The 15,831-nt window shown below is 74.8% G+C and carries 14 protein-coding genes; 3 read left to right on the top strand and 11 right to left on the bottom strand.

Annotated elements, in window-relative coordinates:
• Window positions 1-2 precede the first annotated feature (2 nt).
• From proB to SJY06_RS11455, 10 genes are all read right to left on the bottom strand, one after another.
• Window positions 3-1,169 carry a glutamate 5-kinase gene (gene proB / locus SJY06_RS11500; RefSeq protein WP_380167659.1) on the bottom strand — a complete coding sequence of 389 codons (1,167 nt, stop codon included), beginning with the start codon at window positions 1,167-1,169 and terminating at the stop codon, window positions 3-5.
• Window positions 1,166-2,704, bottom strand: coding sequence for a GTPase ObgE (obgE, locus tag SJY06_RS11495; RefSeq protein ID WP_380167657.1), 1,539 nt, complete (start codon window positions 2,702-2,704; stop codon window positions 1,166-1,168). The genes proB and obgE overlap by 4 nt, the downstream gene beginning before the upstream one ends.
• A gap of 119 nt (window positions 2,705-2,823) precedes the next feature.
• Complete coding sequence (gene rpmA, locus SJY06_RS11490; protein ID WP_380167655.1) at window positions 2,824-3,081, bottom strand: 50S ribosomal protein L27; 258 nt, start codon at window positions 3,079-3,081, stop codon at window positions 2,824-2,826.
• Window positions 3,082-3,087: 6 nt separating this feature from the next.
• Complete coding sequence (gene rplU / locus SJY06_RS11485) at window positions 3,088-3,396, bottom strand: 50S ribosomal protein L21 (protein ID WP_380167653.1); 309 nt, start codon at window positions 3,394-3,396, stop codon at window positions 3,088-3,090.
• Between the two features lie 184 nt (window positions 3,397-3,580).
• Complete coding sequence (locus tag SJY06_RS11480; protein ID WP_380167651.1) at window positions 3,581-6,376, bottom strand: ribonuclease E/G; 2,796 nt, start codon at window positions 6,374-6,376, stop codon at window positions 3,581-3,583.
• Window positions 6,377-6,618: 242 nt separating this feature from the next.
• On the bottom strand, window positions 6,619-7,062 hold the full coding sequence (ndk, locus tag SJY06_RS11475; RefSeq protein WP_380167649.1) for a nucleoside-diphosphate kinase: 444 nt from the start codon (window positions 7,060-7,062) through the stop codon (window positions 6,619-6,621).
• A 9-nt stretch (window positions 7,063-7,071) separates the two neighbouring features.
• Window positions 7,072-7,419, bottom strand: coding sequence for a DUF4233 domain-containing protein (locus tag SJY06_RS11470; RefSeq protein ID WP_380167647.1), 348 nt, complete (start codon window positions 7,417-7,419; stop codon window positions 7,072-7,074).
• Window positions 7,412-9,121 (bottom strand): bifunctional folylpolyglutamate synthase/dihydrofolate synthase, encoded by a 1,710-nt coding sequence (locus SJY06_RS11465; RefSeq protein ID WP_380167645.1) that lies wholly within the window; start codon window positions 9,119-9,121, stop codon window positions 7,412-7,414. The genes SJY06_RS11470 and SJY06_RS11465 overlap by 8 nt, the downstream gene beginning before the upstream one ends.
• 10 nt (window positions 9,122-9,131) lie before the next feature.
• Complete coding sequence (locus SJY06_RS11460; RefSeq protein WP_380167643.1) at window positions 9,132-9,794, bottom strand: hypothetical protein; 663 nt, start codon at window positions 9,792-9,794, stop codon at window positions 9,132-9,134.
• 153 nt (window positions 9,795-9,947) lie between these two features.
• The gene (locus SJY06_RS11455; protein ID WP_380167641.1) at window positions 9,948-11,285 is read right to left on the bottom strand and encodes a helix-turn-helix domain-containing protein; all 1,338 of its coding nucleotides are present in this window, start codon (window positions 11,283-11,285) and stop codon (window positions 9,948-9,950) included.
• 164 nt (window positions 11,286-11,449) lie between these two features.
• On the opposite strand from SJY06_RS11455, the gene SJY06_RS11450 reads away from it, so the two are divergent.
• From SJY06_RS11450 to SJY06_RS11440, 3 genes are all read left to right on the top strand, one after another.
• Window positions 11,450-11,590 (top strand): hypothetical protein, encoded by a 141-nt coding sequence (locus SJY06_RS11450; protein ID WP_380167639.1) that lies wholly within the window; start codon window positions 11,450-11,452, stop codon window positions 11,588-11,590.
• 237 nt (window positions 11,591-11,827) lie between these two features.
• Complete coding sequence (locus SJY06_RS11445; protein WP_380167637.1) at window positions 11,828-12,196, top strand: roadblock/LC7 domain-containing protein; 369 nt, start codon at window positions 11,828-11,830, stop codon at window positions 12,194-12,196.
• Window positions 12,193-12,621 (top strand): roadblock/LC7 domain-containing protein, encoded by a 429-nt coding sequence (locus SJY06_RS11440; protein ID WP_380169703.1) that lies wholly within the window; start codon window positions 12,193-12,195, stop codon window positions 12,619-12,621. Before SJY06_RS11445 ends, SJY06_RS11440 begins: the two co-directional genes overlap by 4 nt.
• 12 nt (window positions 12,622-12,633) lie before the next feature.
• Here SJY06_RS11440 and ileS read toward each other — a convergent pair whose 3' ends face one another.
• A complete protein-coding gene (ileS, locus tag SJY06_RS11435; RefSeq protein ID WP_380167635.1) occupies window positions 12,634-15,801 on the bottom strand; it encodes an isoleucine--tRNA ligase in 3,168 nt (1,055 codons plus the stop codon).
• Window positions 15,802-15,831: the final 30 nt, after the last annotated feature.

Raw genomic sequence — 15,831 nt, 5'->3', positions numbered from 1 at the left:
CCTCAGGGTACGGCGGCGGCCCCGAGCACCACGAGGTCGTCCCGGTGGACGACCTCCCGGCCGTAGTCGGGTCCCAGGACCTCACGCAGCTCGTGGGTGGAGCGACCCAGCAGCTGGGGCAGCTCGGCCGCGGCGTAGCCGCACAGACCCCGGGCGACCGCACGGCCGTCCGGGTGGCACAGGTCGACCACGGCCCCCACGTCGAACACGCCCTCGACCGCCGTGATGCCGGCGGGCAGCAGCGAGGCGCCCCGGCCCAGGACGGCCTGGACCGCCCCGGCGTCCAGGAGCAGCCGGCCGCGGGGCGAGGCGACGTGCGACAGCCACAGCGTCCGGGCGGGCAGGGCCCGCTCCGCGGCGGCGAACCAGGTGCCCACGTCGGCGCCGGCCATGGCGTCGGAGAACCGGGCCGTGGCGGTCACCAGGGTCGGCACGGCGGCGTCGGCGGCGATGGAGGCGGCGTCGACCTTGGTCCGCATCCCGCCGGTGCCGACGTCGCTGCCGGCGCTGCCGAGGTCGGCCCCCACCCGGGAGGCGTCGGCCACCAGCCCGATCCGGCGGGCGCCCGGGCGGCTCGGCGGGCGGTCGTAGAGGGCGTCGACGTCGGTCAGCAGCACCAGGGCGCTGGCCCCGACCAGGTGCGCGACGAACGCGGCCAGCCGGTCGTTGTCGCCGAAGCGGATCTCGTCGGTGGCCACCGTGTCGTTCTCGTTGACCACCGGCACGGCGCCCAGGCTCAGCAGCCGGGCCAGGGTCGAGCGGGCGTTCAGGTAGTGGTTGCGCCGGACGAGGTCGTCCAGGTCGAGCAGCACCTGGCCGGTGACGAGGTCGTGGCGGGCGAAGGAGGACGACCAGCGCGCCAGCAGCCGACCCTGGCCCACGCTGGCGGCGGCCTGCAGCCCGGCCAGGTCCGCCGGACGCCGGGCCAGGCCCAGGGCGGGCAGGCCGGCCGCGATGGCCCCGCTGGTCACCACCACGAGGCGACGGTCCGACCCCAGCGCCGCCCGTTCGGCGAGCCGGTCGACCAGGGCGTCGATGGCCCCGCCGTCGATCCCGGAGCCCGTGGCCAGGCTGGAGGAGCCGACCTTGACGACGAGCGTCCCCGGCCCGGACAGCAGCGCGTGCAGCCGGTCGCGCCCGACGTCGCCCACCCCGGCGCCGTGGTTCACCCGCGCCCGTCCGTGCCCTCGACCACCTCGTCGTCCGGGGCGGTCCACCGGCCGGAGGCGCGCTCGGCGGCCAGCTCGGTGCGTGCGGCGATCTTGGCGTCCATCCGGCGGCCGTGCTCGAGGCGGCGCTCGGCGCGGCTGGCCCGCTTGGCCTCGCCGGTGACCCGCAGGTCCGTGCCGCGGGGACCGCCGACCGGGGCCCCGACCCCGACCGTGGGCTCCCAGTCGAAGACGACCGCGTCGTCGCTGGAGCCGATGACCACCTCGGCGCCGGCCAGGGCACCGGCCTTGTACAGCGCGTCCTCGACCCCGGCGCGGGCCAGCCGGTCGGCCAGGTAGCCGATGGCCTCCTCGTTGGCGAAGTCCGTCTGCCGGACCCAGCGCTCGGGGCGGCCGCCGGCGACGCGGTAGATGGTCCGGCCCTCGAACTGCTCGACGGTGACCCGGAAGCCGGCGTCGTCGGTGGCCACGGGGCGCAGCACGACGCGCTGGGGGGCGCTGGGCCGAGCGCGTGCCTCGCGGTCGGCGCGGACGTAGCGGGCCAGGGCGAAGGACAGCTCCCGCAGGCCCTCGTGGCTCACGGCCGACACGACGAAGACCTCGTAGCCCCGCTCGCGCAGCTGCGGGGCGACGTACTCCGCCATGTCACGCCCGTCGGTCGTGTCGATTTTGTTGAGCACGACCACGGCGGGGCGCTCCGACAGCGGGATGGTCTCTGCGTCGGCCTGGTAGCGGCCCAGCTCGGTGAGGATGACGTCGAGGTCGCGCACGGGGTCGCGGTCCGGCTCCAGCGTCGCGGTGTCCAGCACGTGGGCCAGGACCGAGCAGCGCTCGACGTGGCGCAGGAACTCCAGCCCCAGGCCACGGCCCTCGCTGGCCCCCTCGATGAGCCCGGGCACGTCGGCCATGGTGTAGCGGACGTCCCCGGCCTCGATCACGCCCAGGTTGGGGGTCAGGGTGGTGAAGGGGTAGTCGGCGATCTTGGGCCGGGCGGCCGACATGGCCGCCACCAGGCTGGACTTGCCGGCGCTCGGGTAGCCGACCAGGGCCACGTCGGCGACGGTCTTGAGCTCCAGGACGATGTCGCGGCTCTCGCCGGGCTCCCCCAGCAGCGCGAAGCCGGGGGCCTTGCGCCGGGCGCTGGCCAGGGAGGCGTTGCCCAGACCGCCACGCCCGCCGGCCGCGACCACGAACCGGGTGCCGTGACCGAGCAGGTCGGTGAGCACCTCGCCGGAGGAGGTGGACACGACGGTGCCGTCGGGCACGCGCAGCTCGACGTCCGCGCCGTCGGCGCCGCTCTTGTGACCGCCCTTGCCGACGCCGCCCTTGACGGCCTCGCGGTGCGGCGAGCGGTGGTACTCCAGCAGGGTGGTGACCTGGTCGTCGACCACCAGGACCACGTCGCCGCCGTGGCCGCCGTCCCCGCCGTCGGGTCCGCCCAGCGGCTTGAACTTCTCGCTGTGCACGGAGGCGCAGCCGTTGCCGCCGTCCCCGCCGGTCACGTGCAGGACCACTCGGTCGACGAACTGGCTCACGGGAACCTCCGGGTCCTCGGGTGGAACGCGACGCGCCGGTCGCCCCCGTCGGGGGCGGCCGGCGCGTCGTCGAGCTGGGAGCCGGGCTGACCGCCCGGCCGTGGGTCAGACCTGGTGCCTCAGGCGTCGGCCAGCGTGATGCTGACGGTGCGACGACCACGACGGGTGCCGAACGTCACGGCGCCGGGCTGCAGGGCGAACAGGGTGTCGTCGCCACCGCGGCCGACGTTGTCGCCCGGGTGGAAGTGGGTGCCGCGCTGGCGGACGATGATCTCGCCCGCACCGACGACCTGGCCGCCGAAGCGCTTGACGCCGAGACGCTGCGCGTTGGAGTCGCGACCGTTGCGGGTCGAGGACGCGCCCTTCTTGTGTGCCATGTCAGCTCACTTCCCGATCTTGGTGATCTCGACCCGGGTCAGGTGGCTGCGGTGACCCTGGCGCTTCTTGTAGCCGGTCTTGTTCTTGTACTTGAGGATGTTGATCTTGGGGCCCTTGAGGTCCTCGACGATCTTCCCCGCCACGACGAGCTTGGACAGCGCGTCGGCGTCGGAGGTGACGGTGGCGCCGTCGACGAGCAGGACCGGGGTGAACCGGGTTTCGTCACCGGGGGCACCGGTGAGGCGGTCGACGACAAGGACGTCGCCGACGGCGACCTTCTCCTGGCGCCCACCGGCGCGGACGATCGCGTACACGTCGTGACTCTCTTTCTGTCGGGCCGAGTGGACCAGCGTCCCTGACCGGCTCACCGTACGTGGACGGTGGTGGTCGGACCGCTTGGGTGGCGCAGCAACGGACGCGCCACCGGCCAGCGTCCTAGGGTACGCGGCTCACGCCGTGCGACCAAACCGGCAGGACGCCGGGCGCGGTGGCCGGGGCTCAGCCGCCCTGCCGGCCGCCGCGGCCGCGACCACCGCCGCGACCACCGCTGCGACCGCCGCCCTCGCCGGACCCGCCGCCGGGGGCCGCCGGGGCCTCGCTGCCGGCGCCGAGCGGCTCGGCGTGCGTGACGAGGCCACGGCCCTGGCAGTGCTCGCACGGGGTGCTGAAGGACTCCAGCAGGCCCGAGCCGACGCGCTTGCGGGTCAGCTGCACCAGCCCGAGCGAGGTCACCTCCGCGACCTGGTGCTTGGTGCGGTCGCGGCCCAGGCACTCCACCAGCCGGCGCAGGACGAGGTTGCGGTTGCTCTCCAGCACCATGTCGATGAAGTCCACGACGATGATGCCGCCGATGTCGCGCAGCCGGAGCTGGCGGACGATCTCCTCGGCGGCCTCGAGGTTGTTGCGGGTGACGGTCTCCTCGAGGTTGCCGCCGTTGCCGGTGTACTTGCCGGTGTTGACGTCGACGACCGTCATGGCCTCGGTGCGGTCGATCACCAGCGAGCCGCCCGAGGGCAGCCACACCTTGCGGTCGAGCGCCTTGGCGATCTGCTCGTCGATGCGGTGGTGGACGAACAGGTCCTGCTCGGCGCCGGGCTCGGGCGCCCAGCGGGTCATCCGCTCGGCGAGGTCGGGCGCGACGTGGCGGACGTAGCCGTCCAGGGTGTCCCAGGTGTCGTCGCCGGAGACGAGCAGCCGGGTGAAGTCCTCGTTGAAGACGTCCCGGACGACCTTGATGGCCAGGTCGGGCTCGCTGTAGAGCCGGGCCGGGGCCTGGACGGCCTTGGACTTGGCCTCGATGTCCTCCCACTGGGCCTTCAGCCGGGCGACGTCGCGCTCGAGCTCGGCCTCGCTGGCGCCCTCGGCGGCGGTCCGCACGATGACGCCCGCGTCCTCGGGGACGACGCGGCGCAGCACCTTCTTGAGCCGGGTGCGCTCGTTCTCGGGCAGCTTGCGGCTGATGCCGGTCATCGACGAGCCCGGCACGTAGACCAGGTAGCGGCCGGGCAGGGAGATCTGCGCGGTCAGCCGCGCACCCTTGTGCCCGACCGGGTCCTTGGACACCTGGGCCAGCACGGGGTCGCCCGGCTTGAGGGCGTCCTCGATCTTGCGCGAGGAGCCGCCCGTCATGCCGAACGCGTCCCAGTTGACCTCGCCGGCGTACAGCACGGCGTTGCGGCCGCGGCCGATGTCGACGAAGGCCGCCTCCATGCTCGGCAGCACGTTCTGCACCTTGCCCAGGTGCACGTTGCCGATCATCGACTGCTGGCTGGCCCGGGTGACGTGGTGCTCGACCAGCACGCCGTCCTCGAGCACGGCGATCTCGGTCCGGTCGTCGCCCTCGCGGACCAGCAGGGTCCGGTCGACGCTCTCGCGCCGGGTCAGGAACTCCGCCTCGGTGATGACGGTGCGCTTGCGGGACGTGCTGCGGCCGTCCTTGCGCCGCTGGCGCTTGGCCTCCAGCCGCGTCGAGCCCTTGAGCTTGGTCACCTCGTCGGCGCGGGACTCGCGGATGCGGACCACGGTGCCGGGCGGGTCGTCGGGGTCGACGCTCAGGTCGGCGTCACCCCCGCCGGAGCGGCGACGGCGCCGGCGGCGCCGGCGCGAGGACCGCGAACCACCCGACTCCTCGCCGCCGTCCTGGTCGTCCTGGTCGTCACCGCGGTCGTCGTCGTCCTGGGCGTCCTGCTCGCCCCTGCCGTCCTGGCTGTCGCGGCCGTCCTGGCTGTCCCGGCCGTCCTGGTCCTGGTGGTCCTGGCTGTCCTGGCTGTCCTGGCTGTCCTGGCTGTCCTGGTCGCCGGCCGAGCTGCGCCCGCGCCCGCCACGGCGACGGCGGGAACGACCGCCGCGACGCGGCCGGTCGCCGTCGTCGTCGCTGCCGTCGAGACGGTCACCGCGGTCCTGGTCCGTGGCGTCCTGGTCCGTGGCGTCCTGGTCCGTGGCGTCCTGGTCACCCGTGCCCCGGTCGTCGGAGAGCCGGTCGGTCGTGGCCTCGTCGGTCGTGGCCTCGTCGGTGGCGCGCTCGTCGCCGGCGCTCCTGCCGGAGGTGCGCCGACCGGTACGCCTGCGGGTGGTGCCCTCGTCGGTGGCGCCCTGACCGGCGCTCTCGGCCTGGGCCCCGCCGGGCGTGCCCTCCTGGCTCGCGGTGCCCTCGCCGGCCGCCTCGTCCGGCGCCGCCTTGGCCCGGGCCCGGCTGCGGGAGCGGCGGGCGGGCTTCGCGGGGGCGTCGGCCTCTGCCGCGTCGGGCGCCGTCGGACCCGGGTCCGCGGTGGCCTGGTCGATCACGGGCAGGTCAGGCAGCACGGGTCCGTCGACCGGCTCGTCAGCCGTCTTGCGCCCTCGGCGGGTGCGGCCGCCGCGGGCGCGGGGAGCCGCGGCGTCGTCCTCGGCGGCCGGGCGCACGGGCGGCGGCAGGAGCTCGTCGAAGTCGGGCACCGCGGGCGCGGTGAAGATGTCGGCCGCGGGCGGGCCGGCGGCGGCGGTCGCCCGGCGACGCGGTCGACGACCACCGGCGGGGGCCGCGCCGGCCTCGGCGCCGGCGGTGGTGAACAGCGGCCCGGTGGCCTCCGACGTCGGCTCGACGGCCTCGCTCGTGGCCTCGGGCTCGGCGTCGGGCTCGGGCTGCGGTTTGGCTGCGGCCTCGGGCTCGGCCTCGGGCTCCGGCTGGGCCGGCTCGACCGCGACGGGCTCGGGCGGGCCGGCCGGGCGGGTGGCGGCCCGACGACGACGGGGTCGGGCCGCAGCCGTCGGGGCCTGCGCGTCGCCGGGGGGCGTGGTCTGGTCGTCCTCGAGCACTGGTGCTCCTCTTCGACCCCTCCCGTTCGCATCCCCGGGTGGAGCGGTTGTCGTGCGACCCGCGGGCCTGCACGGAAGTCCGTGGTCGTCGCCTCGGTCCTGGTCGGCGCAGACCTGCCGGCGACTCACGCCCGGACGGGTCGCGCCCGATCGGGACGGGCGACGCGGTGGGGCGACCCGATGCGGGGCGCGCCTCTCCGACTGGCGAGTATGTCACGGTCCGGGGCCACCGGACCGCAGGCTCAGGCCCCGGCGCCGAACCAGATGTCGATCTCGCGCTCGGCGGAGGCCGCCGAGTCGCTGCCGTGGACGATGTTCTGCTGCACCTTGAGCCCCCAGTCGCGGCCCAGGTCGCCCCGGATGGTGCCGGGCGCGGCGGCCGTCGGGTCGGTGGCCCCGGCCAGGCTGCGGAAGCCCTGGACCACGCCGTGGCCCTCGACGACCGCGGCCACCAGAGGCCCGGAGGACATGAACTCGACCAGCGGGCCGTAGAACGGCTTGCCCTCGTGCTCGGCGTAGTGCGCGGCCAGCTGCTCGGACCGGGCGGTGAGCAGCCGCAGCTCGACGACCCGGTACCCCTTGGCCTCGACGCGGCGCAGCACCTCGCCCGTCAGGCCCCGCCTGACGCCGTCCGGCTTGACGATCACGAGGGTGCGGTCGGGGGCGGTGGTCTCCGGCTGGCTCACGCGGGCAGCCTAACCACCCGTCACCGGTCCCCCGGCACGCTCCCGCTCGATCCGGGTCCCGATGACGACCGCGGCGACCCACAGCCCGGCGAACAGCAGTCCGACCCCGATCATGGTCGGGACGAAGACGCCCGTGGCCACCACCGCGACCTGCAGCAGCGACCCGAACCAGTAGCCGCCCGGTCGACCCAGCAGCCCCGAGGCCAGCACCAGGACCACCGCCAGCACCACGCCGCCGCCGACGGCCTGCGCCGTGCTCAGCCCCGACAGGTCCTTGGCGACCAGCGAGGCGAAGAGGACGACGAGGGCCTCGAACAGCAGGACCGTCGCGGCCATGGCCCGCTTGGGGTCACGCACGGGGCCCCGCCCCTCCGTCCGACCCGTCGCCGTCCCCTTCGTCGGCCGCATCGGTGTCGGTGTCGTCGTCCCAGTAGTCGTCGTGCTCCTCGCGGACCAGCCACGGGTCGTCGAGCAGGGCGCTGTCCTCCGGCGGCGCGTACGGGTCGGCCGCGACCGGGCGCTCGTCCCGCTCGTCGTGCAGGTCGTCCCGCACGCCGAGCCGGGCCAGCTCGTCCAGCTCGTCGTCCAGGCCCTCGGCGTCCTCGCCCAGCACCCGGCGCGCCGTGTCCTCGGCCACGGCGGACACGCCGCGGCTCGTCGTGTCGACCGCCAGCGAGTCCGGCGCCTGGGCCCCCAGCAGCGTGCGGGCCTCGGCGACCAGGTAGATCGAGCCCGTCACGACCACGCCGACCGCCACGTCGTCCCCGCTGGTGCCGGTCTCCGCGGCGGCCAGGGCCGTGTCCACCGCGTCGGCCAGGTCGGGTCGCTCGTGCACGCGTCCCTCGCCGAACACGCCGAGCGCCACGTCCGCGAGCTCGGACGCCGGCATGGCCCGCGGGGTACGGGGGGCCGTGACGACCACCTCGGTCAGCACGGGCTCGAGCTCGGTGAGGATGGCCTCGGCGTCCTTGTCGGCCATCACGCCGACCACACCGACCAGCCGGGTGCCGGGGAACGCCTCGCGCAGGCCGTCGGCCGCGGCCGCCGCCCCGGCGGGGTTGTGCGCGGCGTCCACGACGACCAGCGGCCCCCGGCGCACCGCCTCCAGCCGGCCCGGGGAGTCGACGTGCGCGAACGCGTCGCGGACCAGGTCGGCGTCCAGGCCCGTGCCGGCGTGCCCGCCCGAGCCCAGGAACGCCTCGACCGCGGCCGCCGCCACGGCCGCGTTGCGGGCCTGGTGCGCCCCGTGCAGCGGCAGGTAGACGTCCTCGGCGCCGCCCACGAGCCCCTTCAGGGTGAGCCGCTGGCCGCCCACGGCCACGTCGCGGGACAGCACGCCGAACTCGATGCCCTCGCGGGCCACCACGGACCCGGTGGCCACCGACCGGCGCATGAGCACCTCGGCGACCTCCAGGGGCTGCTCGGCGGTGACCAGGACGGAGCCCTCCTTGACGATGCCGGACTTCTGCTCGGCGATGGCGGCGAGACCGTGGCCGAGCCAGCGCTCGTGGTCCAGCGCCACGGGCGTCACCACCGCCACGGCGGCGTCGGCGACGTTGGTCGAGTCCCACAGCCCGCCCAGGCCCACCTCGACCACGGCCACGTCGACCGGGGCGTCGGCGAAGACGGCGAACGCCATGACCGTCAGCACCTCGAAGAACGACAGCCGGGGCCCGCCCTCGGCCTGCGACCGCTCGTCCACCAGCTGCACGTAGGGCGCCACGTCGTCCCAGGCCGCGACGAACCGCTCGTCGTCCAGACGCAGCCCGTCGACGGTGATGCGCTCACCGACGTGGCTCAGGTGCGGCGAGGTGAACCGCCCGGTGCGCAGGCCGTGCTCGCGCAGCAGCCGGTCGATCATGCGGGCGGTGGAGGTCTTGCCGTTGGTCCCGGTCACGTGCACGACCGGGTAGCTCCGCTGCGGGTCGCCGAGCACCTCCAGCACCGAGCGGACGCGTTCCAGCGAGGGCTGCGGGGTGTGCTCCGGCGCCCGGTCGAGGATCTCGGCCTGCACCTGCAGGAAGCGGGGGTGGTGGGGGCCAGGGGGGACTGCAGTCACCCCTCCAGTATCAGGGGACGTCGGGGGCCACGACGACGACGCGGTCCGCCCGCGGGTCGGCGCCGTCGGCCACCCGGACCAGGCCCGCAGGGGCTCCGCCCTCGACCAGCGCCTCGGCCACGACGGCCGCGCGACGGCGGGCGAGGTCGGTGGCGGGGTCGCCGTCGGCCCCGGGCTCGGCCGCCCCGACCACCACGACAGGCCCCGCGCCGGGGGTGCGCAGGGCGTCGAGCGCCGGCGCCAGGGCCTCGCGGGCCGGCTCGTCGAGGACGGCGCCCACCGCGAACGGCACCGTGACCTCGGGGACCGGCACCCGCTCGGTCGACGGCACCGGCTCGGGCGGCACCGGCTCGGTCGACGGCGTGGGCTCGGTCGACGGCGCCGGCTCGGTCGACGGCACCGGCTCGGTCGACGGCACCGGCTCGGTCGACGGCGCCGGCTCGGTCGACGGCGCCGGCTCGGTCGACGGCGCCGCGGTCCGCGCGGGCGCCGACGGGCTCTGCACCGCGGCGCGGTCCACCGCCTCGGTGCTCTCGCGCTCGTCGAGGTCGGTCACGGCGAGCTGGCCCGCCAGCAGCAGGCCGCAGGAGACCACGCCCACCGCGACCGGTGGCCACCGCCGGCGTGTACGCGGACGGTGGTAGACCACGGCGGGCTCCCGCTTGCCGGCCACACGCACCTCCTCGACGTCGGCCCTCACGGTAGGCCCGCACGCACCGGGCGGCGCACGGACCGCTCGGGGCACGGCCCGGTGGGCCCCGGCCCGGACGCGACGCGACCGCCCGACCCCGAGGGGGCGGACGGTCGCGTCGGAGCGGGTGGGTGCTCAGCCCCGCCCGGTGGCCGCCTCGGCCCGGACCAGGGAGCGCCGCAGCCCCATGGCGTCGAACGCGCGCTGGAAGGCCTGCAGCGCGTCCTCGGTGCGTCCCAGGTCCATCAGGCGGTCGCCGAGGTCTCGCCACGCCTGCGCGGCGTACCGGCTGGCCGACATCATGGCCAGGGTGTCGGCCGCGCGCCGGTACTCGGCCTCGGCCCCGTCGTGGTCACCCGCTGCGGCCAGCGCGTCACCGAGCACGGTGCGGGCCGTGCAGGCCTCGATCCGCGGCGTGTCGCCCAGCACGGTCAGCGCGGTCTGCGCCGCCTCGCGGGCGTCCTCGGCCTCGTCGGCCCGCAGGTGCGCCGAGGCGCGGATCCGGTGCCAGTAGGCGAGGTCGACCTCGCTGCCGAGCTGCTCCAAGGGCTGGCGCAGCGCCTGGAGCGACTGGACGGCCTCGTCGGTCTGGGGCGGCTCCGACATGAGCAGCAGCGACGCCAGCAGCAGCTTGAGCCGGTAGAAGTCGCGGTTGTCCGGCCCCTCCGACAGGAACGCCACCGCCCGGCGGGCGTGGTGCAGGGCCCGCTCGACGTGCCCGCTCTCCTCCGCCGCGATCGCCGCGTTCCAGTGCAGGCTGCCCTGCCCGACCCGGCTGCCGATCTTCTCGGCGTCGGTCAGCATCTCCTCGGCCAGGTGCTGGGCGTACAGCAGGTCACCGCGGTCGATGTGGACCGCGACGAGCGTCGCCGCCAGCCGCAGGTGGTCGTCGGTCCCCGTCGCCCCCAGCCGGCCGGAGGCCGCCAGGGCCGTCGCCCCGGTGTCGGCGGCCTGGTTGAGGTCGCCCGCCTCGCTCAGGCAGCGCAGCAGCAGGATGCCGGTCTGGGCGACCGCCACCGCGGCGTCGCCCGTCGCCGCGCGGGTGTGCAGCGGCAGCAGGGTGCCGAAGGCCCCCTCCAGGTCGCCGGCCCGCTCCTGGGCCAGGGCCAGCACCAGCAGCGCCTCGTCGTGCAGCCGCCGCGGCGCGCCGCGGGTGGCGATGACGGCGCGGGCCCGGGTCTCGGCCTCGGGCAGGTCGTTGACGACCAGGGCGTGGCGGGCGTGCTCCAGCTCGAGCTCGGGGACCCGCTCCTCCGGGGCGGCGCTGCCGTAGCGGAGGAAGTGCGCCGACACGTCCAGGCGCTCGGCCAGGCGGGCCAGGACGGCGTCGCTGGGCGTCCGCTTGCCCGACTCGATCAGGGACAGGTAGCTCGGCGACAGGTCGTCGCCGGCGAGCTCGGTCTGCGAGATGCGCCGGTCCTCGCGGACGGCGCGCAGCCGCTCACCCAGGTCGTTCGTCGCCTCGTCGGTCATGGCCCCTCCTGGTGCTCGTGAGTCGCGGCCGGACGCCCGGCAGTGGCAATTGTGCTGTGACAGTAGCGCCCCGACCTGTGACTAGGACATGCTTCCCCCGAACGCCACCAGGCCACTTCGCACCGTGTCCGTCCGAGCACCGACGATCACCGAAAGAGGCGACAATGAGCTCCAAGCCCGTCCGCGCCCTGACCGCCATCGCTCTCGCCGCCGCCGTCGCGGTCGGCGCCTGGACCGCCACGGCCGCCGCGTCCACCTCGGCCGGGGAGACCTTCGGCCCCGGCCCGTCCTGCTGCGCCAGCTGAGCCGGCCCGCGACCGCGGACGCCCGGCCGGACGCCTCGGCCGGGCGTCCGGACCGTCTGTTCGACCGATTTGGTAGAGGTTTCAACCAGTATCCGTCTCCGCCGCACGGGGGACAGGGAGCCTGACCTGCGTCCGGGGGCTCAGCAGACCGGCACCTGCTGCCGATGCCCACCGTCGTTACACGCACGGACCGCGGAGGACCGCCGTCCGGCCCTGCGACGGAAGGACCCTTCCCACATGAGCAACGTCGACCTGACCCTGAAGGCATGCCTCGAGATCGACGGCGCGTCCGCCGCGGCGCTCGTGGACTACGAGAGCGGCATGTCCCTGGGCCAGGTGGGGGGCGGCACCCTCGACCTGGACGTGGCTGCGGCCGGCAACACCGACGTCGTCAAGGCCAAGCTCCGCACCATGGAGCGGCTCGGCCTGCAGGAGGGCATCGAGGACATCCTCATCACCCTCGGCACGCAGATCCATATGATCCGCATGATCCAGGGCAGCAACGGCCAGGGGCTGTTCCTGTACCTGGTGCTCAACCGCCACCAGGCCAACCTCGCGCTCGCCCGTCGTCAGCTGACCACGCTGGAGCGCCAGCTCGACGTCTGAGCGCGTCCGGGCCGACTGGCCCATCACCGCACCAGTTCCACGCGACCCGCGCCGCGAACGCGCTCCGGCGCGACATCCCCGGGGTGCGCCGGGTCGTGATCGCCGGGCCGGACGGGCTGGCGTTCGAGGACGAGGGACCGGACGGCAACGACGAGGCCATGGCGGCCGTCGTGTCCACCGTCCTGAGCGTCGCGCAGTTCGCCACGAGCACCGGGTCCCTGGGCACGTTCGTGTCCACGAACGTCCGGGGCGCCAACGGCTGCCTCGTCGTGTACGGCATCGACCAGTCCCACCTGCTGGCCGTCGTCACCGACCCCACGGTCAACACGGTGCTGCTCGACCGGCTCGCCTCGCGCCTGGTGGACGAGCTCGCGACGGTGGAGAGCAACGGCATCACCAGGCCCCGCGCCCCCCAGCACCTCTGAGGCGGCCGCGGGTCAGGCCCGCCGCAGCTGCACCCCCGCACCGTCGGCCGACACGTCCGCCCCGACGACGACGTCCACGCGCGTGGCGAGGGTCTCCCGGGCGATCAGGTCCCGGTGCCGGGTCGCGGCCTCCTCGCGGACCGCGGCCACGGTCAGGCCCAGCTCGATCCGGTCCGACACGTGCAGGTCCGCCTCGCGGCGGGCCTCCTGCACCAGGCGGACGACGTCGCGGGCCCAGCCCTCCGCCGCCAGGGCCTCGTCGACGGTGGTGTCGAGCATGACGAACCCGCCGCCGGCCAGCGGTGCGACGGCGTCGTGGTCGCCCGCCCCGCTGACCTCGGTGCTCAGCTCGAACTCGCCCGGCTGCAGCGGCACGCCGCCGCAGCGCACCTCGCCCGCCGCGTCCGCCGACCAGTCGCCGGCCCGGGCGGCGCCGATCACCTGCTGCACGGCCCGGCCCAGCCGCGGCCCGGCGGCGCGGGCGTTGACGGTCAGCCGCTGCTCGACGTCCACGCCGACCTCGTGGGCGCGCTCCACCGACAGCAGCCGCACGTCGTGGACGTTGAGCTCCTCGGCCAGCAGGGGGAGCAGGTCGGCCACCGGCTCGGGCTCGGGCAGGACCAGGGTCAACCGCGACAGCGGCTGCCGGACGCGGATCCCGGCGGCCTTGCGCAGGCTGAGCGCCGTCGACGCCGCAGCGCGCACGGTGTCCATGGCCGCGACGAGGTCGTCGTCGGCCGGCAGCTCGGCCACCGTCGGCCACGGCTCGAGGTGGACCGAGCGGCCCCCGGTCAGGCCGCGCCAGATCTCCTCGCCCAGCAGCGGCAGCAGCGGCGCGCCGAGGCGGGTCAGCACCTCCAGGGCCGTGTGCAGGGTGTCGACCGCGGCCCGGCCCTCCGGCGCCTCGGCCGCCCAGAAGCGGTCGCGCGAGCGACGCACGTACCAGTTGGTCACCGCGTCCAGCGTGTCGCGGAACGCCCCGGCGGCCACGGCCAGCTCGTTGGCCTCCAGCGCGTCCGTCACCCGGGCGACCGCCCGGCGGACCGTGGCCAGCAGGTACCGGTCGAGCACGTGCGTCGAGGCCGTGGACCGCTCCCCCACCACGCCGGCCGCGCCGGCGTACAGCTGCAGGAAGTACCAGGTGCTCCACAGCGGCAGCAGCACCTGCCGGACGGTGTCGCGGATGCCCTGCTCGGTGACGACCAGGTTGCCGCCGCGCAGCACGGGGCTGCTCATCAGGAACCAGCGCATGGCGTCGGCGCCGTCGCGGTCGAAGACCTCGTTGACGTCGGGGTAGTTGCGCAGCGACTTGCTCATCTTGCGACCGTCGTCGCCCAGCAGGATGCCGTGCACCAGGCAGGTGCGGAACGCAGGCCGGTCGAACAGCGCGGTCGCCAGCACGTGCAGGGTGTAGAACCAGCCCCTGACCTGGCCGTTGTACTCGACGATGAAGTCGCCCGGGTAGTGGTGCTCGAACCAGTCGGCGTTCTCGAACGGGTAGTGCACCTGCGCGAACGGCATCGACCCGGACTCGAACCAGCAGTCGAGCACCTCGGGCACCCGGCGCATGGTGGAGCGCCCGGTCGGGTCGTCGGGGTTGGGCCGGGTGAGCTCGTCGACGAAGGGCCGGTGCAGGTCGGTGGGCCGCACGCCGAAGTCCCGCTCCATGTCGTCCAGGGAGCCGTAGACGTCGGTGCGCGGGTACGCGGGGTCGTCGGAGACCCACACCGGGATGGGCGAGCCCCAGAACCGGTTGCGGCTGATCGACCAGTCGCGGGCGTTGGCCAGCCACTGCCCGAACGAGCCGTCCTTGACGTGGTCGGGCACCCAGGTGATGTCCTGGTTGAGCTCGACCATCCGCTCCTTGATCGCCGTGACCTGCACGAACCAGCTGCTGACGGCCCGGTAGATCAGCGGGTTGTCGCAGCGCCAGCAGTGCGGGTACGGGTGGTCGTAGGACTCGTGCCGCACCAGCAGGTGCTTCTCGCGCAGGGCCCGGGTGATGGGCGTGTTGGCCTCGAACACGTGCATCCCGACGAAGTCGCGGACCTCGGCCGTGAACTCGCCCTTGGCGTCGACCGGGACGACGACCTCGATGCCGGCGGCGTCGGTGACGACCTTGTCCTCCTCGCCGAACGCGGGGGCGATGTGGACCAGGCCGGTCCCGTCCTCGGTGGTGACGTAGTCCGCGGCCAGCACCACGTGGGCGTTCGGGTGACCGGCGAAGTAGTCGAACGGCGGGGTGTAGCGGCGGCCGAGCAGGTCGGTGCCCTTGAGCCGCTCGACGACCTCGGGGGACTCGCCCAGCTCGCGGGCGTAGGCGCCGACGCGGGCCTCGGCCAGCACCAGGCGCTCACCGGCCCAGTCGCCCTCGCGCGGCACGACCACGACGTAGTCCACGGCGGGGTTGACCGCCGCGGCCAGGTTGCTGGGCAGGGTCCACGGCGTCGTGGTCCAGACCAGCGCGAGCTCGCCGGTCTCCAGGCGCAGGCCGACCGTGACGGCCGGGTCCTGCCGCTGCCGGTAGACGTCGTCCATCCGGGTCTCGGTGTTGGACAGCGGCGTCTCGCAGCGCCAGCAGTACGCCAGCACACGGAAGCCCTCGTAGACCAGGCCCTTGTCGTGGAGCGTCTTGAACGCCCACATGACCGACTCCATGTAGTCCAGGTCGAGGGTCTTGTAGTCGTTGTCGAAGTCGACCCAGCGGGCCTGGCGGGTGACGTAGGACTCCCACTCGTCGGTGTACTTGAGCACCGACGTACGGCAGGCGTCGTTGAACCGGGCCAGGCCCATGTCGAGGATCTCGGACTTGTGGCTGATGCCGAGCTGCTTCTCGGCCTCGACCTCGGCGGGCAGGCCGTGGCAGTCCCAGCCGAACCGGCGCTCCACCCGGCGGCCCTGCATGGTGCGGAAGCGCGGCACGACGTCCTTGACGTACCCGGTCAGCAGGTGGCCGTAGTGGGGCAGACCGTTGGCGAAGGGCGGGCCGTCGTAGAACACGAACTCGTTGTCGCCGTCGGTGCCGGCGTCCCGGGCCTGCACCGAGGCGGCGAAGGTGCCGTCGTCGTCCCAGTAGCGCAGCACCCGCTGCTCGATCTCGGGGAAGCGCGGGCTCGCGGGGACCTCGCCGCCGTGCCGCGGGTAGCCGTTGGGCCGGGTGCTCGTGTCCTCGGTGCTCATCGCGGGTGCCTCTCGTCGCCGACGTCTGCT

Source organism: Jannaschia sp. R86511 (genome assembly GCF_042466345.1).
Lineage (GTDB): Bacteria > Actinomycetota > Actinomycetes > Actinomycetales > JBBAYJ01 > Aquipuribacter.
Note: the sequence above shows the minus strand (reverse complement) of the source record. Positions and strands in the feature narration are given on the sequence as shown.